General features: G+C 61.8%; 24 protein-coding genes. 22 read left to right on the top strand and 2 right to left on the bottom strand.

All coding sequences use genetic code 11. The features are described 5' to 3' along the window. Window positions 1-412: 412 nt before the first annotated feature. Window positions 413-1,180: an SDR family oxidoreductase gene (locus E4P32_RS22230; RefSeq protein WP_116436091.1), complete on the top strand. Its 768-nt coding sequence runs from the start codon at window positions 413-415 to the stop codon at window positions 1,178-1,180. 14 nt (window positions 1,181-1,194) lie between these two features. Next, a complete protein-coding gene (locus E4P32_RS22225) occupies window positions 1,195-2,463 on the top strand; it encodes a D-amino acid dehydrogenase (protein WP_116436090.1) in 1,269 nt (422 codons plus the stop codon). A gap of 10 nt (window positions 2,464-2,473) precedes the next feature. Here the strand turns inward: E4P32_RS22225 and E4P32_RS22220 are convergent, their stop codons facing one another. Continuing rightward, entirely contained in the window at window positions 2,474-2,911 is a 438-nt protein-coding gene (locus E4P32_RS22220) for a hypothetical protein (protein WP_116436089.1), read from the bottom strand. Window positions 2,912-3,337: 426 nt separating this feature from the next. Here E4P32_RS22220 and E4P32_RS22215 point away from each other — a divergent pair, with 426 nt between their 5' ends. Then, window positions 3,338-3,922 (top strand): cell division protein FtsI, encoded by a 585-nt coding sequence (locus tag E4P32_RS22215; RefSeq protein ID WP_116436088.1) that lies wholly within the window; start codon window positions 3,338-3,340, stop codon window positions 3,920-3,922. Window positions 3,923-4,640: 718 nt separating this feature from the next. On the opposite strand, the gene E4P32_RS22210 is transcribed toward E4P32_RS22215, so the two are convergent. Continuing rightward, window positions 4,641-5,324, bottom strand: a complete 684-nt coding sequence (locus E4P32_RS22210; RefSeq protein WP_116436086.1) for a flagellar basal body L-ring protein FlgH — start codon at window positions 5,322-5,324, stop codon at window positions 4,641-4,643. A gap of 602 nt (window positions 5,325-5,926) precedes the next feature. On the opposite strand from E4P32_RS22210, the gene E4P32_RS22205 reads away from it, so the two are divergent. The 19 genes from E4P32_RS22205 (at window position 5,927) to E4P32_RS22115 (ending at window position 23,333) form a co-directional block, all read left to right on the top strand. Continuing rightward, window positions 5,927-6,712 (top strand): ABC transporter ATP-binding protein, encoded by a 786-nt coding sequence (locus E4P32_RS22205; protein ID WP_116436085.1) that lies wholly within the window; start codon window positions 5,927-5,929, stop codon window positions 6,710-6,712. Between the two features lie 70 nt (window positions 6,713-6,782). Further along, entirely contained in the window at window positions 6,783-7,793 is a 1,011-nt protein-coding gene (locus tag E4P32_RS22200; protein WP_116436084.1) for an ABC transporter substrate-binding protein, read from the top strand. Beyond that, on the top strand, window positions 7,794-8,651 hold the full coding sequence (locus E4P32_RS22195; protein ID WP_116436083.1) for an ABC transporter permease: 858 nt from the start codon (window positions 7,794-7,796) through the stop codon (window positions 8,649-8,651). Between the two features lie 14 nt (window positions 8,652-8,665). After that, complete coding sequence (locus tag E4P32_RS22190) at window positions 8,666-9,430, top strand: SDR family oxidoreductase (protein WP_116436082.1); 765 nt, start codon at window positions 8,666-8,668, stop codon at window positions 9,428-9,430. A 36-nt stretch (window positions 9,431-9,466) separates the two neighbouring features. Further along, window positions 9,467-10,006, top strand: a complete 540-nt coding sequence (locus E4P32_RS22185) for a cupin domain-containing protein (RefSeq protein ID WP_116436081.1) — start codon at window positions 9,467-9,469, stop codon at window positions 10,004-10,006. A gap of 30 nt (window positions 10,007-10,036) precedes the next feature. Next, window positions 10,037-10,948 carry an alpha/beta hydrolase gene (locus tag E4P32_RS22180; RefSeq protein ID WP_116436080.1) on the top strand — a complete coding sequence of 304 codons (912 nt, stop codon included), beginning with the start codon at window positions 10,037-10,039 and terminating at the stop codon, window positions 10,946-10,948. 10 nt (window positions 10,949-10,958) lie between these two features. After that, on the top strand, window positions 10,959-11,792 hold the full coding sequence (locus E4P32_RS22175) for an IclR family transcriptional regulator (RefSeq protein ID WP_116436079.1): 834 nt from the start codon (window positions 10,959-10,961) through the stop codon (window positions 11,790-11,792). Between the two features lie 5 nt (window positions 11,793-11,797). Then, the gene (locus E4P32_RS22170; RefSeq protein ID WP_116436078.1) at window positions 11,798-12,613 is read left to right on the top strand and encodes an SDR family oxidoreductase; all 816 of its coding nucleotides are present in this window, start codon (window positions 11,798-11,800) and stop codon (window positions 12,611-12,613) included. After that, a complete protein-coding gene (locus E4P32_RS22165) occupies window positions 12,606-14,351 on the top strand; it encodes a thiamine pyrophosphate-binding protein (protein ID WP_116436077.1) in 1,746 nt (581 codons plus the stop codon). The genes E4P32_RS22170 and E4P32_RS22165 overlap by 8 nt, the downstream gene beginning before the upstream one ends. 19 nt (window positions 14,352-14,370) lie before the next feature. After that, on the top strand, window positions 14,371-15,171 hold the full coding sequence (locus E4P32_RS22160; protein ID WP_116436076.1) for an aspartate dehydrogenase: 801 nt from the start codon (window positions 14,371-14,373) through the stop codon (window positions 15,169-15,171). A 28-nt stretch (window positions 15,172-15,199) separates the two neighbouring features. Further along, window positions 15,200-16,675 carry an aldehyde dehydrogenase gene (locus E4P32_RS22155; protein WP_116436371.1) on the top strand — a complete coding sequence of 492 codons (1,476 nt, stop codon included), beginning with the start codon at window positions 15,200-15,202 and terminating at the stop codon, window positions 16,673-16,675. Window positions 16,676-16,691: 16 nt separating this feature from the next. Next, window positions 16,692-17,684, top strand: a complete 993-nt coding sequence (locus E4P32_RS22150; RefSeq protein ID WP_199525684.1) for a VOC family protein — start codon at window positions 16,692-16,694, stop codon at window positions 17,682-17,684. A gap of 14 nt (window positions 17,685-17,698) precedes the next feature. Beyond that, window positions 17,699-18,844 carry an FAD-dependent monooxygenase gene (locus E4P32_RS22145; protein ID WP_116436075.1) on the top strand — a complete coding sequence of 382 codons (1,146 nt, stop codon included), beginning with the start codon at window positions 17,699-17,701 and terminating at the stop codon, window positions 18,842-18,844. Window positions 18,845-18,847: 3 nt separating this feature from the next. Then, window positions 18,848-19,183 (top strand): hypothetical protein, encoded by a 336-nt coding sequence (locus tag E4P32_RS22140; RefSeq protein WP_116436074.1) that lies wholly within the window; start codon window positions 18,848-18,850, stop codon window positions 19,181-19,183. Continuing rightward, window positions 19,183-19,416, top strand: a complete 234-nt coding sequence (locus tag E4P32_RS22135; protein WP_116436073.1) for a recombinase-like helix-turn-helix domain-containing protein — start codon at window positions 19,183-19,185, stop codon at window positions 19,414-19,416. The genes E4P32_RS22140 and E4P32_RS22135 overlap by 1 nt, the downstream gene beginning before the upstream one ends. Before the next feature lie 34 nt (window positions 19,417-19,450). Next, complete coding sequence (locus tag E4P32_RS22130) at window positions 19,451-20,497, top strand: aromatic ring-hydroxylating dioxygenase subunit alpha (protein ID WP_050480017.1); 1,047 nt, start codon at window positions 19,451-19,453, stop codon at window positions 20,495-20,497. A 4-nt stretch (window positions 20,498-20,501) separates the two neighbouring features. After that, window positions 20,502-20,948: a RidA family protein gene (locus E4P32_RS22125; protein WP_116436072.1), complete on the top strand. Its 447-nt coding sequence runs from the start codon at window positions 20,502-20,504 to the stop codon at window positions 20,946-20,948. A 12-nt stretch (window positions 20,949-20,960) separates the two neighbouring features. Further along, on the top strand, window positions 20,961-21,911 hold the full coding sequence (locus E4P32_RS22120; RefSeq protein WP_116436071.1) for a PDR/VanB family oxidoreductase: 951 nt from the start codon (window positions 20,961-20,963) through the stop codon (window positions 21,909-21,911). Between the two features lie 336 nt (window positions 21,912-22,247). After that, window positions 22,248-23,333: a porin gene (locus tag E4P32_RS22115; RefSeq protein ID WP_116436070.1), complete on the top strand. Its 1,086-nt coding sequence runs from the start codon at window positions 22,248-22,250 to the stop codon at window positions 23,331-23,333. Window positions 23,334-23,404: the final 71 nt, after the last annotated feature.

Raw genomic sequence — 23,404 nt, 5'->3', positions numbered from 1 at the left:
TTCCTTCCCTGAAAACCCCGCAATTGTAATGGAGAATACTCCCCGGGATGTAGCGGAAGCTGTTGCGCAGCAAGGCAATCGCATGAAACTCCTGCCTCTCCCTGGTACTCCCTCCCCTTCAAGGGGAGGGTTGGGGAGGGGATGGGTTTCAGGGAGGCAGCATATTCGTCTTATGCCATTTGGCGCCGTACAAAAAATACAAACAGTGAAATGTTGCGTTCCCGGTAATAACCCATCCCCACCCCGGCCCTCCCCTTGAAGGGGAGGGAGCGTTCAGGAAATGCGGTTTTCTCCTTCATGTATGTCCTGTGCAGCGCTTCTGCGGCTGGCTATCCGCTTATTGGTTAAAATAGCGCACGGTCGCTCCGGCCGCCTGATTCCGTCATTTCCTCATATTGTTTCCTCGTCATCCATGAATCCATCTTCCAGCGTGCAGCGCGTGATCCTGATTACCGGCGCCGCGCGCGGCATCGGCGCGGCCACCGCGAAAACCGTGGCCGCCGCCGACACCGGCATGGTGCTGCATGCGCGCGCCGATTCGCCCGAGTTGCAACAGACCGCCGCCGCCTGCCGTGAGCGCGGCGCGCAGTGCGTGACGGCCTTCGGCGACTTGGCCGACACCGGCACTGCGGCAGCCTTGCGCGACGTTGCACTGAATACCTACGGCCGTCTCGACGCGCTGGTCGCCAACGCCGGCTTCGCCGACCGCAAGCGCATCGGAGAGCTCAGCACGCAAGACTGGTCGCGTTCCATCGATGCGCTGCTGGGCGGCTTCTTCCAACTGGTCACCGCCTGCAAGGACGCCTTGCAGCAGGCGCCGGCCGGCCGCGTGGTGGCAGTCAGTTCCTTCGTCGCGCACGTGTACCGTCTCGGCGAATCGGGTTTCCCGGCCTCCGCTGCGGCCAAGGCCGGCATCGAAGCGCTGGTGAAATCGCTGGCGGTGCAGCTGGCGGCGTCCGGCGCCACCGTCAATGCCGTGGCGCCAGGCTACGTGCAAAAATCCGATCCCAATAAATCCGCCATCGACCCTGCCGCCTGGGCCGCCGCGCTGGAACGCATCCCCATGCAACGCCTCGGCCAGCCGCAGGAAATCGCCAACGTCATCGCCTTTTTGCTGAGCCCGGCCGCGTCATACGTCACCGGACAAATCTGGCATATCGACGGCGGATTAACCTTATAAACAATTAACAAGCCATGCACATCATCGTCATCGGCGCCGGCATCGTCGGCGTAACCACTGCCTATTTCCTGCACGAAAAGGGCTACACCGTCACGGTGGTCGACCGCCAGCCCGACGTCGCGGCCGAAACCAGCGTCGGCAACGCCGGCCATGTCTGCCCGTCCTACGCCACGCCGTGGGCGGCACCCGGCATGAAGGGCAAGTCGCTCAAGTGGTCGCTGCAAAGCTGGCTGGGCATGGAGTCGGCCTTGCGCTTCACGCCGCGCCTGGACCGCCATCAATGGCGCTGGCTCGGCCAGTTCCTGTCGCAATGCAATGCCGAGCGCTACGCCGTCAACAAGGCGCGCATGGGCCGGCTGGCGCGCTACAGCCACACGCAACTGAAAGACATCCGCGAACGCCTCGGCATCCAATACGAACAAACCACGGTCGGCAACCTGCAGCTGTTCCGCACGCAGGAGGGCATGGACAACGCCGGTCTCGCTGCGCGCGTGCTGGCCGAAGCCGGCGTGGCGTATGAGCTGCTCGACGCCGACGCCTGCGTCGCCTTCGACCCGGCCCTGCGCGCCGCCCGCGATCAACTGGTCGGCGGCATGCTGCTGCCGCAGGACGAGACCGGCAATTGTCCGCTGTTCGCCCGCGCGCTGGCCGACTGGCTGCAGACCCAGGGTGTCAGCTTCGTGCTCGGTACTTCCGTGCAGCAGATCGAATACGCCGGCGGCGCCGTCACCGGACTGCGTACCGCCAACGGCATGTTGAAAGCGGACGCCTATGTGGTGGCCTGCGCCAGCGCATCGGTGGCGCTGGTCAAACCGCTGGGTTTGCAATTGCCGGTGTATCCGGTCAAGGGATATGCGATCACGGTGCCGGTCGCCGATGCCACGGCCGCGCCCAAGAGCGGCGTGATGGATGAGTATTACAAGGTGGCGATCACGCGCATGGGTTCGCACATCCGCGCCGCCGGCACCGCCGAGATCGGCAGCTGGGACACGAAAGTGACGCCGCGTGACTGCGCTACGGCCATCAAGTCGCTGAGCTCGCTGTTCCCGGGCGGCGCCGACATGAGCGGCATCACTTATTGGGCCGGCTTGCGTCCGATGACGCCGGACGGCGCACCGCTGATCGGCGCGACGGCTTTTTCCAATCTCTACCTCAACGCCGGCCACGGCTCCAACGGCTGGACCACGGCGTGCGGTTCGAGCCGTCTGATCGCCGACAAGATCGCCGGCGTGGCGACCGAAATCGTCAGCGACGATCTGAGTCCGTTGCGGGCTTTCCAGTAACTAGTTCACGTCAGCGGGTAAACAAACTGTTGATGTTGTCGCCGTTGCTGAAGTTGCTCAGCGCCCAGCCTGAGCTGGTTTTGTAGAAAATGAATTGCCAGGGGATCGCCTGCTTTTCGGCCTTCTCTATATAGACCAGCTTGAGCAGCGACTCTCCCACCTTTTCGCTGCGGATGAATTCGTAGCCGACCGACCCGCCGATGTATTGCTCGAGCTGCATGCGCGAAGTGCGGTTGCTGAGGCGCGCGCGGTCGAGCGTGTTGATGTCGGTCAGCGTGTACGGGGTCATTGCCGCGTAGGCGTCGTCGGTTTGTCCCTTGCCGGCGGCGGCCATGACCTTGTCGGCGAGCTGGCGTACTTCGGTTTCGCTTTTGAGCGTGTCGGCGTGGACTGTGAACGTGGTCGCCGTTAACATTGTGACCGCAACGGTGGACAGCAATGTGCGCATGATGCTTCTCCTGAAAATCAGAGCGTCCATTGTGCCATCGTCGCGGACAGGCTACAGAAAACCGGCGAGTGTAAAGCCAGGGGCGATTGGATGAAGGAGAGAGCCGTATTTCCTGAACACTCCCTCCCCTTCAAGGGGAGGGCCGGGGTGGGGATGGGTTACTAATGCAAACGCGTTGTTTCACTGTTCTGTATTTTTGGAGTAACACCATATGGAATAAGACGAATGTGCTGCTTCCCTGAAACCCATCCCCACCCCAACCCTCCCCTTGAAGGGGAGGGAGTACGAGGGGAAAACAAAAGCTTCATGCAATTGCCCTGAGTGTAAAGCTGCATTCGGCATGGCGTAAATCAGGGTAAAAGCGCGCGAATCCGGGAACATCGGCGGATATGATGAATTTCACTCATCGTCGAACCGGTCGCCGCCATGATCAAAATTCTCTTCGCCTCCGTCTGCGCCACTTCAGCATTTTCTCTATCGGGCTGCGTCGTCATGTCGCCCAGTCCGATCGTGGAAGCCGCCAATCTGCTCGGTTCCGCCATCTCCGGCGTGTCGTCGATGACGCCGGCCACGCCGCAGAATCCCATCGTCTTCGCGCACGCGCCGATCAAGGAGATCTGCATCGAGTGGAACGGCGCGGTCGCGCTCAGCGATTTTGTCCCCAGCCTGCAGAGCGAACTGCAACGCCACGGCGTGCCGAGCCGGGTGTACGACGCCGGCACCCAGCCGGGCAGTTGTTCGATGACGCTGGCGTATGCAGCGTTCGTCAAATGGGACATGAAGACCTTCAGCAATGCTTACATGCCTTACCTGACGTTTGCTTCGGTGACCTTGCGCAAGGAGGGGCGGGTGGTGGGGAGCGCTTCGTACAAGATGGGGTCGATTGCGCAGGACAAGTGGTCTTCTACCGGGAGCAAGTTGGGGCCGGTGGTGGATGCTTTGTTGATTAGTAATCCGGTGGTGGAGGCTACCAACAATGTCGGGACGCCGGTCGTGTTTGGCGGGTCTTAAGGTCTTGCCTGTTGTTCCGACTTGCCCTTGCCTGTAGCTGATTCTGTTTTTTCTTCGATCAACCTTTGCCGGGGGTAGCCCGGCGGCTACTCACTTTCTTTGCTTCGCCAAAGAAAGTAAGCAAAGAAAGGCGACCGCGATTCGCCGCCTCGCTGCGCGAGGTTCCCGTTGGCGCCGCACTCAAATCGGGAAGGGAAACAAACTCGCTTCGCTCAGACAAGTTTCCCTTCTTTATCCGATTTGAGCACGTCACCAACGGCGACTCATAAGCGGAATTCTTCCTCGGCTCGCTTCGCATTGCCTTGGGTGGCTCGCCTGCGGCATCGTGATTCTCGTTCTTTCGTTTTTTTAGCGATAGCGAATAACGGTGACCGTCAAATCATCTCTGTCCCCTGGCGATGCGCAGCGAGCCAGTCTGGAAGTCCGCTTGCGAGTAGCCGGTGGCGGCAGGTGCAAATCGGATAAAGAGGGGAAACTTGTCTGAGCGCAGCGAGTTTGTTTCCCCTCCCGATTTGCGCCTGACGACGCCGGGAACCCCCGCAGGGGGCTACGAACCAGCGGTCGCTTCTTTTGCTTACTTTTCTTGGCGAGACAAGAAAAGTGAGTAGCTGCCGGGCTACCCCCGGCGAAGGGTTGATCGAAGAAAGAGCAGCATCAGCAACAACACACAGCAAGTCGGAACAAAACGCCGCTCTCAAAAAGCAGCGCTAAACCCTCATCACCAAAACGTCAAAACACTCCTGAAAAACTGCTGCATCCACCCCTGCGAATTGGCATCCGCCACAGTTCCTCCTCCAACCTGCTCCAGCCGCGCATCCGCCACATTGCTGGAAGAAACCACATTCCCCCCGCGAATATCGCGCGCCCTCACCACCCCCGAAAACCGCAAGGTGTTGATCGACCCGTTCATCCCGATGCGCTTCTCGCCCGCGACCACCAGGTTGCCGTTGGGGAGCACCTCGATGATCGACACCATCAGGCTGCCGTTCATGCTGTTGCTGTTGTCGGTCTGGCCGGTGCCCTTGAAGGAATCGCTGCCGGTGGCCGTCGCGTTGATGTTGAAGACCGACGCCAGCAGGCCGCTCATGGATGAGCCCGCGCCGGGGCCGACTTGCTTGAGGCTGGTGTCGCGGCTGTTGGAGGTGGTCGACTTGTTGCTGCCGGTGAGCGACTCGGAAATCTCGATCTTGAGGATGTCGCCCACGTAATGCGTGGTCGACTCTTCAAACAGCTGCGCACTGCTGACGCGGAAGATCGCGCCGTTGTTCTCGATGTTGGCCACCGGATAGGCCGGCCGCACGCTGGTCGGTCCCTGCACCATCGTCGGCGGGCTGCTGCACGCGCTCAATACACATAAAAGTCCTGCACCCAAAGCAACGTAGGCGATGCGTCCCTGAATCATGATCTTCCCCCCTGGCAAACCGATAAAAACCGATGACCGGCAACGGGTCCTGCAAAGGACAGGCCCTCGCGGCAATCATCGTGGCAAAGCCTGTAAGCGGAAGTTAATGCGCTGTAAATCAGCGAAAACGCCTCTCAAGACGCGTGAAGATTCTTCAAGGAATGTGAAGACGATGCGTATCGCCATTGTCGTCAGCCCCCGATCGAACGCCAATCCGGCATTTTTTGCGTGGAGCCACTGCAGCCCCGGCCGTCTGGAATTGGTGCAATCCGCACCGGTGCGGCGCGTCGGCGCGTTTCTTTGGTGAACAAGTGTCTGAAATACGAGACAAAAACCCGGATTTTCGGGTGGCACACATCATGCAATACGTAGAAAACAGTTCTTATATAAATCATCAAACCATATATGAAACAAAAAGCACTATCTTTTTGCGGAATATCTGCTATATTTGATTCGTATATCTCGCATTTGGTTTGTGGTTTTATATATGAGACAACTGGCGTTTGTGCCGCACCAGCCACCTACCGGTCGCCGGCTTCAGCAAATGTCACGTAATTAGGCGCGAGGGCGCCAAAGCAACAAGTAACTAACCAAGAGGCATCATGATCGAAATCGAATTTCGCAACGTCGGCAAGAGCTTCGTCGACCGCCAGACTTCCCAGGCGCGCGCCGCCGTCACCAACGTCAACCTGTCGATTCGCAGCGGCGAAGTGGTTTCCATCATCGGCCCGTCCGGCTGCGGCAAGAGCACCTTGCTGAACATGGGCGCCGGTTTGTACCTGCCGACTTCCGGTGAAGTCATCGTCGGCGGCCAGCGCGTCACCAAGCCGGTCCGCAACGTCGCCTTCATGCTGCAAAAAGACCTGCTCATGCCATGGCGCAATATTCGCGCCAACGTCTCGCTCGGTCTGGAAATCGACGGCGTCGGCGCAGCGGAGCGCAATCGCGTGGCCGACGAGCTGCTGGCCAAGTGCCACCTCAAGGGCTATGAAGACCACTATCCCTACCAACTGTCCGGCGGCATGCGCCAACGCGCTGCGCTGGCCCGCACGCTGGCGGTCGATCCGCAAGTGCTGTTGATGGACGAGCCGTTCTCGGCGCTGGACGCGCAGACCAAGATGGTCTTGCAGCAGGATCTGGCCAAGATGCTGTTCGAGAAGAAAAAGACCGCGCTCTTCATCACTCACGACCTGGTCGAGGCGATCGCGCTGTCGGACCGCCTGCTGGTCATGAGCGAACGTCCCGGCACCATCATCGAAGAGATCGAAGTCAACCTGCCTTTCCGCGACAACCCGCTGGAGCGCCGCAAGCTGCCGGAAATCGGCCCGCTGCAAGGCCGCCTGATGGAGTTGCTCAAAGTCGGCAAAGAGACGGCAGAGCTCCACTGATTCAGCAGACGTATCCGACACATCCAAACATCCAACCTGATCACCACCGAACACTAGGAGTGAAGCAAGCATGAAAAAATTTCTCGCCTCTTTCTGCAGCAAGCTGGTCCTGAGCGCCGCCGTTGCCACGACATTCGCCGCCACCGCCGTGGTGCCGGGCATCGCCCAGGCCGCCCCGGAAGAAGTGACCTACCTGCTGCCGGCGCCGCCGAATTCGCCGGCCTTCGCACCGTGGGTGCTGGCGCAGCACAAGGGCTATTACGCTGACGAAAACCTCAAGATCAACTTCATCGTCGCCAAGGGCGGCGTCGACGTCGCCAAGCAGATCGGCGCGGGCAATGCCGTCATCGGCGGCGCCATCGGCGACACACCGATCGTGGTGCGCGCCAACGGCATTCCGGTCAAGGCCATCGCCGTCCTGGGTGCCGGCTCGATCACCATGGTCGCCGCCAACGCCAACGAAAACATCAAGTCGCTCAAAGACCTCAAGGGCAAGACCGTCACCGTGATGTCGTACACCGACACCACTTACTACGCCTTCCTCGGCAGCCTCAAGACCGCCGGTCTGTCCAAGACCGACCTGCAGATCCAGGCCGCCGGTCCTGCAGGCGTATGGCAGGTGTTCACTGCGGGCAAGGCCTCGGCATTCGCCGGCGTGCCTGACTGGGTCGTCAATTCGACCGATGCCGGCGCCAAGGTCGAGCTGCTCGACAACGGCGGCTTCAAGAGCATGGCGCAGGCGATCCTGGCGTCCGACGACACCATCAAGAACAAGCCTGAACTGTTGAAGCGCCTGGTGCGCGCCACCCTGCGCGGCATGCAGGACATCATGAAAGACCCGAAAGCCGCCGCCACCGACTACGTCGCTGCGCTGCCTTCCTATAAAGGCAAGGAAGCCAGCATCGAAGCCACCTTCGAGATGTATCGCAAATACGTCTACGCCGGCCAGAAGACCCTGGGCCAGATCGACGCCGCCCGCATGGACAGCGTGCAGAAGTTCTATGTCAGCGAAGGCATCGTGACCAAGGCCACGCCGGTCAACGAACTCTTCACCAATCAATTCGTTGGAACAGCCAGATAAATGGATACCTCTACTACAGCCAATCCCATGACTACGCCTGCGCCAGAGACAAGCACCATCGCCAAGGTAAAACGCCCGCTGCTCAATGAGCGCGCGCGCACCGTCTGCGGCAGCCTGGTGGTACTGGTCCTGTTCCTGGCCTCATGGCAATGGGGCCCGGGCTGGCTCGGCATGCCGGAATACATCCTGCCGAACCTGTCGCACGTGCTCAAGGAATCGGTGGTCATGTGGAACAACAATGACCTGCTGACCCACTTCGGCATCACCGCGATGGAAGTGGTGTTCGGCTTCCTGTTCGGTGCGCTGCTCGGCCTTGCCGTCGGCGTCGCACTGGGTTTGTCGCCGCGCGCCGAAGCCATGCTGTCGCCGTACATCCTGGCCTTGCAGATTGCACCGAAGGTCGCGTTCGCGCCGCTGTTCGTGATGTGGCTCGGCTACACCATTTATCCGAAGATCATCGTTGCCGTGCTGATCGTGTTCTTCCCGATCATGATCAACGTGCTGTCGGCGGTTCGTACGGTGGACCCGGACATGGTCAACCTGGTGCGCACGCTCAATGCCGGACGCTGGCAGATCTTCCATCTGGTTGAGTTTCGTTCGGCCTTGCCGGCGCTGTTCTCCGGCCTGCGCATTGCATCGACGCTGTCCGTCATCGGCGTCACCGTCGGCGAACTGGTCGGCGGCAATCAAGGCCTCGGCTACCTGCTGGTCGACGGCGAAGGCCAGGGCAATACCGCCGCCGTGTTCGTCGCCATCTGCGCGCTGACGCTGATTGGTATCGTCACTTACGGCGCCGTCGTGTGGGCCGAGCGCCGCGTCCTGCACTACCTGCCCAAAGTGCACACCAGCACGGTCTGATGGAGCGACGCGAGATGACTTCATCAAATCAACTGCTGGCCGGCCGCCGTGTCCTGATCACCGGTGCTGCGCGCGGCCTCGGCCTGGCCTTCGCCACTGCGGTGGCGGAAGCCGGCGCCAGCGTGGCAATGGCCGACATCCTGCAAGACACTTTGCATGGCGCGGTCGCCGATCTGCAAAAACGCGGGCTGAACGTCGCCGGCTTCACCGTCGATCTGGCAGACCCGCAGTCGATCGACGTGTGCGCCAAGGCATCGGTGCAATGGCTGGGCGGTCTCGACGGCCTGGTCAACAACGCCGCGATCACCAATTCCGGCGGCAAGACCACCGAGCAATTGGCGATCGACATGTGGGACAAGGTCATGGACGTCAATGTACGCGGCACCTGGCTCATGACCAACGCCTGCCTGCCGGCCCTGCGCGAATCGGGCCGCGGCAGCGTGGTCAACCTGTCGTCCGACACGCCGCTGTGGGGCGCCACCAATCTGCTGGCCTATGTCGCCAGCAAGAGCGCGGTGATCGGCATGACGCGTTCGCTGGCGCGCGAACTGGGCGGCGACAACATCACCGTCAACGCCGTGGCGCCGGGCCTGACGCTGGTCGAAGCCACCGAATACGTACCGAAAGAACGCCACCAGACCTACCACGACCGCCGCGCCATCCAGCGCGACCAGTTGCCGGAAGACGTCTGCGGCGCCGTGATTTTTGCCTTGTCCGATTTGTCCCGCTTCTATACGGGGCAAGTCATGGCCGTCAACGGCGGCTTCGTGATGAATTGATTAGTGAAATTTCCCTGACCTACCAAGGAGAAAAGAATGACCGACATGTCTGAACAAAACCAGGTCCAGCGCAGCTGGGACCAGCCTGAAGGCAGCAGCTTCGGCGACTGGATGGAATCGCGCGTGGCGCGCCTGTCGACGCGCAAGTACGACTGGGACGCGCTGAAGTTCCAGGCCGACTACGACCCGAAATTCCGCCGCGCACAGATGCGCTACATCGGCACCGGCGGCACCGGTGTTGCAGTCGATACCAACGTGATTCCGTCGGAGCATTTCACCTTCTCGACCATGATCATCCCGGCCGGCCACGAAGGTCCGCCGCACCTGCACATCGACGTCGAGGAAGTGTTCTTCGTCCTGCGCGGCAAGCTCAAGCTGGTGCTGGAAAAAGACGGTGAGCGCTTTGAAACCATCCTGACCGACCGCGACGTGGTGTCGGTGCCGCCCGGCGTGTATCGCGAAGAAATCAACATCGGCGATGAAGACGCGCTGATGTGCGTGATGCTGGGCGCCAAGAAGCCGATCACGCCGACTTATCCGGCGGACCATCCGCTGGCTTCCATCAAACGCGGCTGATCCACAGCAAAGAGCCCACCGGAAACCGACATGACTCCGCACGCACCCGCCTCCGTCACCTGCGCCGACACGCTGAAGGATTCCCTGAGCCTGCTCGAGGGACGCTTCGCGGAAAGCACCGTCGATCTCGGCAAGGATGGTAATGACAGCAGCATCGTCTCGTATCGCTCGTGCGGACGCGGCCCGGTGATCGTGCTGTTGCATGGCATCAGTTCGGGTGCGGCGTCGTGGCTGCAATGCGCGCTGCGTCTTGAAAAAGACGCCCAGGTCATCGCCTGGAACGCGCCCGGCTACGGTCGCTCGACCGCGCTGCCGCAGATGCAGCCGAGCGCGGCCGATTACGCTGCGCGGCTGGAGCTGTTCCTGCAAGCGCTGGGCGTCAACCACTGCCTGCTGGTCGGCCATTCGCTCGGCGCCATGATGGCGGCGGCCTATGTCGGTAAAGGCTACAAACGCGCTTCGCGTCTGCTGCTGATCAGCCCGGCGCAAGGCTACGGCAGCGACGCCAAACAGGAACGCGGCCGGCAGATTGCGCAAGAACGTCTCGACGTGCTGCGCACCATCGGCGTCGAAGGCATGGCAGAACGCAGCCCGGCGCGCATGTTGTCGGCGCAGGCCGGCGACACCGAACGCGCCTGGGTGCGCTGGAACATCCAGTGGCTCAATCCGGCCGGCTACACGCAGGCGGTGCACATGCTGTGCGGCGACGCGCTGCAGGCGTATGCACCCAACGGCATGCTGGGCCACGTACCGGCGACGGTGTATTGCGGCGCCGAGGATGTGGTCACCACGGCCGACGACAGCCGTGAACTGGCCTGGAATTTGAATTTGCCGTTCCACCTGATCGACAATGCAGGCCACGCCTGCTACATCGAACAAGCCGGAGCGGTAGCAGCAGCGATACGTCACCAGCTCAGTGGTCATCTTTATCAACTTTCCTAAAACAAAAATCATGAACAAACCAGTGCTGCCAGAAGAAGAATCGCAAGAGAAATACCTCGTTCCAGGCCTGGAGCGCGGCCTGCGCCTGCTGTGCGAGTTCAGCCGCCAGGACAAGACCCTGTCGGCGCCGGAACTCGCGCGTCGCCTCGACGTCCCGCGTTCCACCGTATTCCGCCTGCTGACCACGCTGGAACGCATGGGCTTCGTCGAGCGCAACGACGGCGGCCGCGACTATCGCCTCGGCATGGCCGTACTGCGCCTCGGCTTCGAATACCTGGCCTCGCTGGAACTGACCGAGATCGGTCGTCCGCTGCTGGATCGCCTGCGTGACGAAATCAGTTACTCCTGCAATCTGGTCGTGCGCGACGGCCGCTCCATCGTGTACGTCGCCAAGTCGGTCACGCAAACCGCGTTTGCCAGCCACGTCAACGTCGGCACCCGCTTGCCTGCGCACGCTACCGTGCTCGGCCGCGTGCTGCTGGAAGACCTGACCCTGGCCGAACTGCGCGACCTGTATCCGGAAGATCACCTGGAAGTCTTCTCCAGCAATACACCGAAGACCGTGGTCGAGTTGTTCGACATGGTGCAGAACGACAAGCAACGCGGTTACGTGCTGCAGGAAGGCTTCTTCGAAACCAGCATCTCCACCATCGCCGCACCGGTGCGCGATCACTCCGGCAGGGTGGTGGCCGCGATGGGCGCAACGATTCCATCGCCGCACATCGAAAGCGACCAGCTCGACCTGATCGTGGTCAAGGTGCGCGACACTGCGAACGAACTGTCGCGCCTGCTTGACCATGCTCCCCAGAAGTCGGGCAAGGTCGTCAACATGTGGCGGGAGTAACAGCAATGAGCATGATTCAACTCGAAGGCAAAGTCGCCGTCGTTACCGGCGGCTCTTCGGGCATCGGCCTGGCGACGGTCGAGCTGCTGCTCGAAGCCGGCGCGGCGGTCGCGTTTTGCGGCCGCAACCAGGAACGGTTGCAACAGGTGGAAGCGCAACTGCGTGTGCGCTTTCCACAAGCAAAACTGTTTTCGTCGGTCTGCGACGTGCTGTCGCAGGAGCAGGTGCAAGCCTTCGCCGCCGCCGTGGAAGAGAAGCTCGGCGCGGTCTCGATGCTGGTCAACAACGCCGGCCAGGGTCGCGTGTCGACCTTCGCCGATACCGAAGATGCGGCATGGACCGAAGAGCTGCGCCTGAAGTTTTTCTCGGTGATCTATCCGACCCGCGCCTTCCAGCCGCAGCTGCAGCGCATGAGCGCCGCGCATGGCGAAGCCGCCGTGGTCTGCGTCAACTCGCTGCTGGCGATCCAGCCGGAGCCGCACATGGTGGCGACCTCGGCCGCGCGCGCCGGCATCCATAACCTGGTGCGCTCGCTGGCGACGGAATTCGCGACACACAAGATCCGCGTCAACGGCATCCTCATCGGCCTGGTGGAATCCGGCCAATGGCGCCGCCGTTACGAGGCGCGCACCGGCGCCGATCTCGACCTGTCCTGGGAACAATGGACCCAGGCGCTGGCGCAAAAAAAGAATATTCAACTCGGCCGTCTCGGTCATCCACAGGAAGCCGCGCGCGCGATCGTTTTTCTCGCGACGCCGCTTTCTTCGTACACAACAGGCAGCCACATCGATGTTTCAGGAGGACTTTCCCGCCATGCCTAAGCAAAACCAACCCACAGAACAAGTCACAGTCGGCTGCGCCATCGCCGCTTTCCTCGAACAATGCGACGTCAAGGCGGCATTCGGTGTGATCTCGATCCACAACATGCCCATCCTCGACGCCTTCGGCGAGCGCGGCAAGATCCGCTTCATCCCGGCGCGCGGCGAAGCCGGCGGCGCCAACATGGCTGACTCGTATGCACGCACCACCGGCGGCCTGGGCGTTTGCCTGACCTCCACCGGCACTGCCGCCGGCAACGCCGCCGGCGCCATGGTCGAAGCACTGACCGCCGGCACGCCGCTGCTGCACCTGACCGGCCAGATCGAAACGCCTTACCTCGACCAAAGCCTGGCCTACATCCACGAAGCGCCCGATCAGTTGTCGATGCTGAAAGCGATCTCCAAGGCCGCCTTCCGTATCCGCAGCACCGAGACTGCCATCAGCACCATCAAGCTGGCCGTGCAAACCGCACTGACGCCGCCGATGGGCCCGGTCAGCGTCGAGATTCCGATCGACATCCAGGCCGCGCTGATTCCGATGCCGTCCGACCTGCGTCCGCTGCCGATCGCCGTGCAGGCGCCTTCCGAACATGCACTCGACGAACTGGCCGAGCGTCTGCTCAAGGCCAAGCGTCCGCTGTTGTGGCTGGGCGGCGGTGCGCGCGAGGCCGGCAAGCAAGTGCAGCGTCTGCTCGCGCTCGGCTTCGGCGTGGTCACGAGCACGCAAGGCCGCGGCATCGTGGCGGAAGACGATGCGCGTTCGCTCGGTTCCTTCAACCTGCACAAGCCGGTCGAAAATTTCTACCAGACCTGCGACGCCGTCGTCGTGATCGGTTCGCGCCTGCGCGGCAACGAAACCCTGAAGTACGAACTGAAACTGCCGCGTCCGCTGTATCGCGTCGACGCCGATCCGTCGGCTGAAGGCCGCTGCTACAACAGCGACCATTTCGTCTGCGGCGACGCGGCGCTGGCGCTGGAAGGCCTGGCGGATCGTCTCGAAAAACGCAAGAGCGCCATCCAGATCGATCCTGCCTTCATGGGCGATCTGCAAAAGGCGCGTGACGCTGCCGTCGCCGGCCTGGTCGACGGTCTCGGTCCTTACAGCGCGCTGGTCGAGCAAGTGCAAAAAGCCGCCGGCCGCAAGTTCAACTGGGTGCGCGACGTCACTGTCTCGAACAGCACCTGGGGCAATCGCTACCTGCGTATTTTCGACCCGCTGGCCGGCGTGCATGCACTCGGCGGCGGCATCGGCCAGGGCCTGGCAATGGGCATCGGCGCCGCCATCGGCGCAGCGGTCACCGCCTCCGGCAAGAAGACCTTCACGCTGGCCGGCGACGGCGGCTTCATCCTCAACCTGGGTGAGCTGGCGACTGCCGTGCAAGAGAAGGCCGACATGGTCATCGTGCTGATGAACGACAAGGGCTACGGCGTCATCAAGAACATCCAGGACGTGCAATACGGCGGCCGTCGCCACTACGTCGACCTGCACACGCCGGACTACGCGCAACTGTCGCAGGCGCTGAGCCTGCGCCACACCCGCGTCAGCAATCTGGCCGATGTCGAAGCTGCGTTGAAAACGGCGTTGTCCCAGCCCGGTCCTTTCCTGCTCGAAATCGACATGCTGACCATCGGCAGTTTCAAGACCGCGTTTGCCGGTCCGCCGGTGACGGAAAAAGCTGCAGCGGAAGCCGCTGCAGCGTCCATCGCCACGAGCAAAACTGCAGCTACCGTAGCCGTCTGAAGAAACTGAGGAGAAACCCATGTTGCATGTTTCGATGATCGGTTGCGGCGCCATCGGCGTCGGCGTGATGGAGTTGCTGAAAAGCGATCCGGAAGTCGCCTTCGATGTCGTCATCGTTCCGGAAGCGAACATGGCGAACGCCCGCACCGTGGTGTCGTCGCTGGCCCCCAAGGCGCGCGTCGAGACCCGTCTCGGCGACGACCGTCCCGACCTGCTGATCGAATGCGCCGGCCACCAGGCGATCGAAGAGCACATCATCCCGGCGCTGCTGCGCGGCATCCCCTGCATGGTGGTGTCGATCGGCGCGCTGTCGGAGCCCGGCCTGGTCGAAAAGCTGGAAGCCGCAGCACGCGAAGGCAAGACCCAGGTGCAATTGCTGTCGGGCGCCATCGGTGCGATCGATGCGTTGTCGGCGGCGCGCGTCGGCGGCTTGGAGTCGGTGGTCTACACCGGCCGCAAGCCGCCCCATGCGTGGAAGGACACGCCGGCCGACGGACCTTTCGACCTCGCCAACCTGACGGTGGCGACGGTGATCTTCGAAGGCACCGCGCGCGAAGCAGCGCGCCTGTATCCGAAGAACGCCAACGTCGCCGCGACGCTGTCGCTGGCCGGCCTCGGTCTCGATCACACGCAGGTGCGCCTGTACGCCGATCCGGGTGTCACCGAGAACGTGCATCACGTCGAAGCCAAGGGCGAGTTCGGCGGCTTCGAACTGACCATGCGCGGGAAGCCGCTGGCAGCCAATCCGAAGACATCGGCGCTGACCGTATTCAGTGTGGTGCGTGCGCTCGGTAATCGTGCACATGCGCTGTCCATTTAAGTGATGTGAACAAGCAATCATGACCGAACTGAATCTCAACGAAACACTGCCGATCTGCGTCGCGGGTGAATGGCGTCTGGGCGGCGGCGATCGCTACGCCACGCTGTACCCGGCCACCGGCGAAGCGGTTGCTTATCTGAATGCCGCCAGCGTGGCCGATGTCGAAGAAGCCATCGTCGGCGCCGACAAGGCCTTCCGCACCAGCGGCTGGGCGCAAAAGAAACCGCATGAGCGCGCCATCGTCCTGTACCGCGTCGCGCAACTGATCCGCGAACGCGGCGAAGCATTGGCGCAACGTCAACGCCTCGACAACGGCAAGCCGATTACCGAGACGCGCAATCTGGTCGGTAGCGCTGCTGCCACGTTTCAATTTTTTGCCGCCGCTTGCGAGACATTGGAAGAAACCATTACGCCGATGCGCGGCGACAACCTGACCATGAGCGTCTACGAAGCCATGGGTGTGGTCGCTGCGATCACGCCGTGGAATTCGCCGATCGCCAGCGAAGCGCAAAAGATGGCGCCGGCACTGGCCGCCGGCAATGCCGTGGTGGTCAAGCCTGCCGAAGTCACGCCGTTGATGGCGCTGGAACTGGCCAGGATCTGTGAAGAAGCCGGCGTGCCGAAAGGCCTCATCAGCGTGCTGCCCGGCAAGGGCTCCGTGATCGGCGACGCCATCACGCTGCACCCGCTGGTCAAGCGCGTGTCCTTCACCGGCGGCACCACCACCGGCAAGCACATCGCCCACATCGCGGCCGACAAGATGATGCCGGTCTCGCTGGAACTGGGCGGCAAGTCGCCGACCATGGTGTTTGAAGACGCCGACCTCGACCACGCCGTGGCCGGTGTGCTGTACGGTATTTTCAGCAGCTCGGGCGAGTCCTGTATCGCCGGTTCGCGCCTGTTCGTGGCGCGCAGCATTTACGACAGTTTCATGGAACGCCTGGCGGCAGGCGCAGCAGCCTTGCGCGTCGGCGATCCGGCCGATGAGCGTACCCAGATGGGCCCGCTGATCACCGCGCGCCATCGCGAAGGCATCGAGTCCTACGTCTCCATCGGCGTCGCCGACGGCGGCCGCATCCGCACTGGTGGTACGCGTCTTGCAGGCGATCAGTTTGCCCGCGGCTATTACTACTCGCCGACCATCATCGAAGGCGTCACCAACGACCAGCGCATCTGCCAGGAAGAAATTTTCGGACCGGTGCTGGTGGCGATGCCGTTCGATAACGAAGAGGATTTGATCGCGCAAGCCAACGACAGTGTGTATGCGCTGGCGGCCGGCATCTGGACGCGCGACTACAAGAAGGCTTGGCGCTTCGGCCGTGCGGTGCAGGCCGGCAATGTATGGATCAACACGTATAAACAGTTTTCGATTTCGACGCCCTTCGGCGGCTGGCGCGACAGCGGCCTGGGACGCGAAAAGGGCCGCCTCGGCATCCTGCAATACATGGAGCAGAAGAGCATGTATTGGGGACTGAATGAAAACCCGTTGCCGTGGGCAGGCTAAGTTCAAGGAGAAGCAAATGGCTGGAATTGACGTACTAGGTATCGACGAAATCACTTACGGCGCGGACGACATGGCCGCCTGCCGCCAGTTCTTCCTCGACTGGGGCATGACGCTGGCGCAGGAGAGCGCCGAGGCGCTGGTGTTCGAATCGCAAAACGGTTGCCGCGTGATCGTGCGCAACAGCGCCGATCCGACTCTGCCGCCGGCCATCGAAGCCGGTCCGACGCTGCGTGAAGTGGTGTGGGGCGTATCCGCCGCAGAGGTGTTGCCGAAATTTGCAGAACGCATCAAGGACTTGCCCGGTTATATAAATGAGGACAAGCGTGACGGCAAGCGCGTCGGCTGCACCGATCCGAACGGCCTGGCCGTGCGCTTCCAGGTTTCGCAAAAGCGCGACGTGCAAGTCGAGTGCGCCACCATGAACACCTGGAACGAAAAGAACCGCATCAATCAACGCAGCCCGGTGTACGACCACGCCTCGCCGATCGAAGTCGGCCACGTGGTGTTCTTCGTCAAGGACGTCAAGGCCTGCGAAAAATTCTACTGTGAGAATTTCGGCTTCGTGCCGTCCGACCGCTATCCGGAACGCGGCGCTTTCCTGCGTTGCGCCGACGTCGGCGGCCATCACGACATCTTCCTGCTGCAACCGCCGGAAGCACGCTCGGGCCTGAACCACGTCGCCTTCACCGTGCGCGATATTCACGAAGTCTTCGGCGGCGGCATGCACATGTCGCGCAAGGGCTGGGACACGCAACTGGGCCCGGGTCGTCATCCGATCTCGTCGGCGTATTTCTGGTACTTCAAGAACCCTGCCGGCGGCCTGATCGAGTACTACGCCGATGAAGACCAGCTCGACGCCGACTGGGAGCCGCGCGATTTCGAACCGGGTCCGACCGTGTTCGCCGAATGGGCGATCGACGGCGGTATCGACGGCAACACGCGCCGTCAAAAGAATGCGCAAGGGCCGACCGGGAAATTCCTGACCGACCGTCAGCCGACCCACAAGTAATCGGAGCAAGTCATATGTCTTCTTTCAAAATCGGCATCCTCGGCGCGGGCATCGGCGGTCTGACCGCCGCCATCGCGCTGCATCGCGCCGGCCATGACGTGGTTGTGTACGAACAGTCGAAACAATTCCTGCGCGTCGGCGCCGACATCAACCTGACGCCAAATGCTGTGCGTGCACTCGACGGCCTCGGCATCAGTGAAGCAGTACGCCGCACCGCTGCGCGCCCGACGCATCGCATCAGCCGCACCTGGGACAGCGGCGAAGAAACCTCGCGCCTGGAAATGGGCGACACCGCCGAAAAGAAATACGGCGCGCCGCAGCTGACCATCCATCGCGCCGATTTGCTGGCGGCATTGGCCGAAGTGTTCCCCGCCGAACGCGTGCAGTTCGCCAAGCGTGCGGAAGCGATTGTGGAAGACGCACAAGGCATCACACTGAGCTTCACCGACGGCACCGCCGACAAGGTCGACCTGCTGATCGGCGGCGACGGCATCCACTCCGCCGTGCGCAGCGCCATGTTCGGCAAGGAGAGCCCGCGCTTCACCGGCGTGGTCGCCTTCCGCGCCGTGATCCCGGCCGACGGCGTGGCGCAGGTGCCGAACCTGCAAGCCTTCACCAAATGGTGGGGCCCGAATCCGGAAAGCCAGATCGTCACCTTCCCGCTCAACTGCGGCAAAGACATTTTCATCTTCGCCACCACTGCGCAAGAAACCTGGCACCTCGAATCGTGGACCACGCCGGGCAGCGTGCAGGAACTGCGTGACAGCTACGCCGGTTTCCATCCCGACGCCACCGCGCTGCTGGACGCCTGTGACGAAGTATTGAAGACCGCATTGTATGAGCGCGATCCGCTACCGCACTGGTCCAAGGGCCACATGACGCTGCTGGGCGACGCCAGCCATCCGATGATGCCGTTCATGGCGCAAGGCGCCGGAATGGCGATTGAAGACGCCGTAGTGCTGGCGCGCTGCCTGGAAAAAGTAGCGACTGTCGACGGCATAGCCGAGGCGCTGCAAACCTATCAGGACCTGCGCCTGGAGCGCACCAGCAAGATCCAGATCGGCTCGCGCGGCAACAACTGGCTGCGCGAAGGCGGCAATGCGGATTGGGTCTACGGCTACGACGCCTGGGCTGTCCCGCTTGAAGCGGAAACGGTTTGAGAGATGGGCGACGTGGAAAAAAAATCTGACCTGATGCTGCTGACCGTGCTGCTCAAGCACGATCAGTCCAAGAACCTGGAAGACATCCAGGCGCACATGAAGAAGGTCGGCTGGTGGGATCGTTTTCCCGTCGAAGGCACGCGCGTGGTGTCGTGGACCGTGGCCATGGGCCTGGGCCAGATCGTCACGCTGGAACTGCCGCCGGCCTTGCTGCCGCTGGTGAACGTGGAGCTGGAACGCTCCGCCTGGGGTGTGTTCCGCACGGAATGCTACCCGACTTACGATTTTGTACCTGTGCGTGAGCGTATCCGCGAGCGCGTCAAGAATGGAGGCCAATAATGGTTGCAACAGTCACAGAGGTTTATCTCAATCCCCATCAGGCGCGTCGTCGTGCGCCGACCCAGTATGAAGATCTGCTGGGCGATTCCATCGAGCGTGCCTATGGTTCGGGCATCACCGAGCTGGCGGCGCTGGTCGCGCACCTGAATCGCACCGGTCCCGGCTGTCCGTACAACAACGGCGTCTGGACCGAGGAAAATTATCAACAGGAAATCGCGCGTCTGGCTGCCTAAGCCGACAGTCCGCTTACCCTCAGGAGAATAGTCAATGAGAACGACAGCCAATGATCCGGTCGATGCAGTCCTCGCCGTTGGATTGAAAGATTTGTGGTATCCGATCTGCCCATCCGAATTCGTCGCCGAGCGCCCTGTGTCGCTGCGCCGTCTGGGTAAGAAGTTTGTGCTCTGGCGTGAAGCCAACGGCGCCTTGCACGCGCTGGAAGATCACTGTCCGCACCGCGGCGCGCCGCTGTCGATGGGCATCGCCATGGGCGACCGCATCGCCTGCGGCTACCACGGCGTGCAAGTGCGTTTTGACGGCGTCGTCATGAGCGTGCCCGGCAGCCCGGGCTGCAAACTGGAAGGCGCAAAAGCCACCCGTTCGTATCACGTCACCGAAGCCTGCGGCGCGATCTTCCTGTTCAACGCCAGCAGCGACATCGCCGAACCGCCGCCGCTGCGCCTGCCGGAAGAACTGACCAGCCCCGAGTATTCCAACTTCCTGTGCTACACCGAATGGAAGGGCGACTACCGCTACGTGCTGGACAACGTCATGGACCCGATGCACGGCACCTTCCTGCACAAGCAATCGCATTCGATGGCCGAAGGCGACAACACCGCCTCGTTCGGTATCCGTGAAACCGACATCGGCTTCGTGTTTGAAAAAGAAGGCCAGCGCGACGTCAACTTCGACTGGACCGAATGGGCCGACACCGATTTGCACTGGATGCGTCTGGCGATCCCGTATCCGAAAACCGGCGGCCCGGGCGGCAGCTTCGTCATCGTCGGCAGCTACACGCCCATCGTCGACAACATCGCGGCTGTCTTCCACTGGCGTTGCCGCAAGCTGACCGGCTGGCAAAAAGACACCTGGCGCTTCCTCTATCGCAACCGCCTGGAAGCACGTCACTGGAACGTGCTGGAGCAAGACCGCGCGGTGCTGGAAGTGATGGAACCGGACGCCAACCAGCGCGAGATGCTGTACCAGCACGACATGGGCATCGTCCGCCTGCGCCGCCACATGCGCGGCCTCGCCAAGGAACAACTGGCGAAGGAAGAAGCGGCGCAGGAAAACAAGTCTGCGAAGGCAGCGTAGGTAGATGACTGCGCAGATGACCGTCCAGATGCAAACCGTGAAGCACATCAAGACCGACAAGGTGGCCGAGCTGGCCACCGCGACCTGGTCGAATTGCCTGGTGATCGGCAATGAGATTTCCATGTCGGGCATGACCGCGCATCCGGCGTCGCGCAACAGCGTGCTGTCGACCTACGAGCAGACGCTGGTGGTGCTGGGCAAGGTGCGCGATCTGGTGGAGGCTGCCGGCGGCACGCTGGGCAGCATCTACAAGCTGGTGATTTACGTGAAGGACATCACGGACAAGGATGAAGTCGGTCGCGCGCGCCGCGATTTCTTCAAAGCGCAGCATCCATGTCCCTTCCCGTGTTCGACGCTGGTGGAAGTCCGCGGTCTGGTGTTTCCGGAATTGACCGTCGAGATCGATGCATTCGCGCGGCTCGACATCGATTTGCAGCAAGCAGTTTCCTGATTTGGATTTTTTATGAGCAGCTCTCTTCTTTCCGTCCGTGTCCAGGCCATGCGCTTTGAAGCGCAGGGTATCGTCAGCGTCGAGCTGGTCTCGCCCGAAGGCGCGCAACTGCCGGCATTCGAAGCCGGTTCGCACGTCGACCTGCACCTGGGCAACGGCATCGTGCGCAGCTATTCATTGTTGAACGCGCCGGCCGAGCGCCATCGCTATGTGGTCGGCGTGCTCAACGACCGCAACAGCCGCGGCGGTTCGCGTTACGTGCATGAGCAGCTGCGTGTCGGTGCGACGCTGACGATTTCAGCACCTCGCAACAATTTTCCGGTCGACGAGAGCGCCGCGCATTCGGTGCTGGTCGCCGGCGGCATCGGCATCACGCCGATCTCCTGCATGCTCAATTACCTGCGCGGCAAGGGTAAGTCGGCCGAGTTGCTGTACTGCGCGCGCTCGCGCAATGAAGCGGCGTTCGCCGGCGAGTTGCTGCAACAGCCGGATGTAAGCAGCCACTTCGACGCCGAGAAAGGCGCGCCGCCGGACCTGCGCGCTTTCCTCGCGAGCAAGCCGAAGGACGCGCATTTCTATTGTTGCGGCCCGACGCCGATGTTGAATGCATTTGAAGCCATCTGCGCCGAACTCGATCTGCCCAACGTGCACGTCGAACGTTTCTCTGCGGCGGAAAACGTCGAAGCAGTACAGGGTGATGAATACGTCGCCGAGCTGGCGCGCAGCAAAAAGTCGGTCACGGTGCCGGCCGGAAAATCCTTGCTGGATGCGCTGCTGGACGCAGGCCTTGATGTCGAGCACAGCTGCCGCGAAGGCGTCTGCGGCGCCTGCGAAACCAAGGTGCTCGAAGGCGAGCCGGAACATCGCGACGGTGTGCTGAGCAAGGCGGAGAAAGCCTCGAACAAGATGATGATGGTGTGCGTCTCAGGATGCAAAGGACGCCGCCTGGTACTCGATTTATGAGGAGCTTCCGATAAAGCATCGCTAGCCGCGTTGCGCCAACTTGCCGTGCATTCGCACTGTCTGCGTTGACGCGCCTTGTTATCGATACTTTCTCGAAACCTCTGTGTAGTCCTTAGAAATGCCCGCGCAAGCGCCGGGCATTTTTTTGAGCCCGAACATTTTTGTGGAACGTTGATTCATGGGTGAAACAAAGACCTGATTCAACGCTCCGCGAACCTGTTCAAGGTCCGTAGCGAGAGGACATTGAGCAGGTTACATATTCACCTTTCATCGGCGCGGGGCAGATGAGAGAAGTGAACGCGGCGTCAGCCGTGCTTAATTGAAGGGGAGTTTTTCATGAAGAAGGTACTCTTTGCCGTCGCCGCCACCGGCTTCGCGGCAAGCGCATTCGCCCAGAGCAACGTGACGATTTACGGCAGCCTGGACGCCGGCGTGGCATACATCAACAACCTCGGCGGCGGTTCCGTCACGCGTGTGGATCAGGGCACCATGCAACCGGACCGCATCGGTTTCCGCGGCAGTGAAGATCTGGGCGGCAACCTGAAGGCCAACTTCCAACTGGAAACCGGTTTTTACACCGATACCGGCGCTCAGCCGACAGCCGGCAAACTGTTCAACCGCTACAGCACCGTCGGCCTGTCCGGCGACTTCGGCGCAGTGGTGATGGGCCACATGCCCGACATCGTGTTCGACTACGTGGGCAAGCTGTCCAACGGCTATCAACTGACCAACTGGTACCTGTTCCACCCGGGTAACCTGGACAGCCTGGCCAACACCTACCAGTCCGACAACGCCGTGCGCTATACCACGCCGACCTGGTCGGGCTTCCAGGCCAGCGCCATGTACGGTTTCGGCGAAGTGGCCGGCGACAGCGGCAACGGTCGCAACATCAGCACCGGCGCTACTTATACCAATGGTCCGTTGCGCGCAGCGTTCGCTTATTCCAAGCTGAACAACCGCGCCGCCGGCTATGCAGGCGCCTTCCTCTCGAGCGTCGGTCTGGGTACTGCAGCCACCGTCTTCAACAGCCTGACGACAACCGCCGGCGGTATCGGCTACACCATCGGCAGCGTGCGTCTGAACACCGACTACACGCAGGTCAAGATCGCCTTGCCTACCGGCCGGACACCGAAACAGAAGAACTTCGATCTGGGCGCGGCATGGCGTTATGCAACAGCCGACACGCTCAACATCGGCTACAGCCTGTCCAAGCTGGAAGGCGCACGCTGGAACACCGTCAGCCTGAGCAACGTGCACGCCTTGTCCAAGCGCACCGAGCTGTACGCGCAAGTGGCGTACCAACGTGCAGGCGGCGATGCGAAGTTTGCTGTCATGAACGGTACTGGTGCCGGCGGTGCGACTGGCGTGTCGGGCGGCTCCGGCCAAATGGTGACAACTCTGGGTATGCACCATTCGTTCTAAGTCACAGTCAGTTCAGTAGTTAATGTAGTAGTGCAACCCGGCGCCGACCGACATCCCGGCGCCGGTTTGTT

This window comes from Herbaspirillum sp. 3R11 (assembly GCF_004563925.1).
GTDB lineage: Bacteria > Pseudomonadota > Gammaproteobacteria > Burkholderiales > Burkholderiaceae_D > Herbaspirillum.
Note: the sequence above shows the minus strand (reverse complement) of the source record. Positions and strands in the feature narration are given on the sequence as shown.

Bases quoted from the DNA above. Each gene is read 5' to 3' on its own strand.
- E4P32_RS22230 (WP_116436091.1), top strand. From the start codon at position 413: ATGAATCCATCTTCCAGCGTGCAGCGCGTGATCCTGATTACCGGCGCC.
- E4P32_RS22225 (WP_116436090.1), top strand. From the start codon at position 1,195: ATGCACATCATCGTCATCGGCGCCGGCATCGTCGGCGTAACCACTGCC.
- E4P32_RS22220 (WP_116436089.1), bottom strand. From the start codon at position 2,911: ATGCGCACATTGCTGTCCACCGTTGCGGTCACAATGTTAACGGCGACC.
- E4P32_RS22215 (WP_116436088.1), top strand. From the start codon at position 3,338: ATGATCAAAATTCTCTTCGCCTCCGTCTGCGCCACTTCAGCATTTTCT.
- E4P32_RS22210 (WP_116436086.1), bottom strand. From the start codon at position 5,324: ATGATTCAGGGACGCATCGCCTACGTTGCTTTGGGTGCAGGACTTTTA.
- E4P32_RS22205 (WP_116436085.1), top strand. From the start codon at position 5,927: ATGATCGAAATCGAATTTCGCAACGTCGGCAAGAGCTTCGTCGACCGC.
- E4P32_RS22200 (WP_116436084.1), top strand. From the start codon at position 6,783: ATGAAAAAATTTCTCGCCTCTTTCTGCAGCAAGCTGGTCCTGAGCGCC.
- E4P32_RS22195 (WP_116436083.1), top strand. From the start codon at position 7,794: ATGGATACCTCTACTACAGCCAATCCCATGACTACGCCTGCGCCAGAG.
- E4P32_RS22190 (WP_116436082.1), top strand. From the start codon at position 8,666: ATGACTTCATCAAATCAACTGCTGGCCGGCCGCCGTGTCCTGATCACC.
- E4P32_RS22185 (WP_116436081.1), top strand. From the start codon at position 9,467: ATGACCGACATGTCTGAACAAAACCAGGTCCAGCGCAGCTGGGACCAG.
- E4P32_RS22180 (WP_116436080.1), top strand. From the start codon at position 10,037: ATGACTCCGCACGCACCCGCCTCCGTCACCTGCGCCGACACGCTGAAG.
- E4P32_RS22175 (WP_116436079.1), top strand. From the start codon at position 10,959: ATGAACAAACCAGTGCTGCCAGAAGAAGAATCGCAAGAGAAATACCTC.
- E4P32_RS22170 (WP_116436078.1), top strand. From the start codon at position 11,798: ATGAGCATGATTCAACTCGAAGGCAAAGTCGCCGTCGTTACCGGCGGC.
- E4P32_RS22165 (WP_116436077.1), top strand. From the start codon at position 12,606: ATGCCTAAGCAAAACCAACCCACAGAACAAGTCACAGTCGGCTGCGCC.
- E4P32_RS22160 (WP_116436076.1), top strand. From the start codon at position 14,371: ATGTTGCATGTTTCGATGATCGGTTGCGGCGCCATCGGCGTCGGCGTG.
- E4P32_RS22150 (WP_199525684.1), top strand. From the start codon at position 16,692: ATGGCTGGAATTGACGTACTAGGTATCGACGAAATCACTTACGGCGCG.
- E4P32_RS22145 (WP_116436075.1), top strand. From the start codon at position 17,699: ATGTCTTCTTTCAAAATCGGCATCCTCGGCGCGGGCATCGGCGGTCTG.
- E4P32_RS22140 (WP_116436074.1), top strand. From the start codon at position 18,848: ATGGGCGACGTGGAAAAAAAATCTGACCTGATGCTGCTGACCGTGCTG.
- E4P32_RS22135 (WP_116436073.1), top strand. From the start codon at position 19,183: ATGGTTGCAACAGTCACAGAGGTTTATCTCAATCCCCATCAGGCGCGT.
- E4P32_RS22130 (WP_050480017.1), top strand. From the start codon at position 19,451: ATGAGAACGACAGCCAATGATCCGGTCGATGCAGTCCTCGCCGTTGGA.
- E4P32_RS22125 (WP_116436072.1), top strand. From the start codon at position 20,502: ATGACTGCGCAGATGACCGTCCAGATGCAAACCGTGAAGCACATCAAG.
- E4P32_RS22120 (WP_116436071.1), top strand. From the start codon at position 20,961: ATGAGCAGCTCTCTTCTTTCCGTCCGTGTCCAGGCCATGCGCTTTGAA.
- E4P32_RS22115 (WP_116436070.1), top strand. From the start codon at position 22,248: ATGAAGAAGGTACTCTTTGCCGTCGCCGCCACCGGCTTCGCGGCAAGC.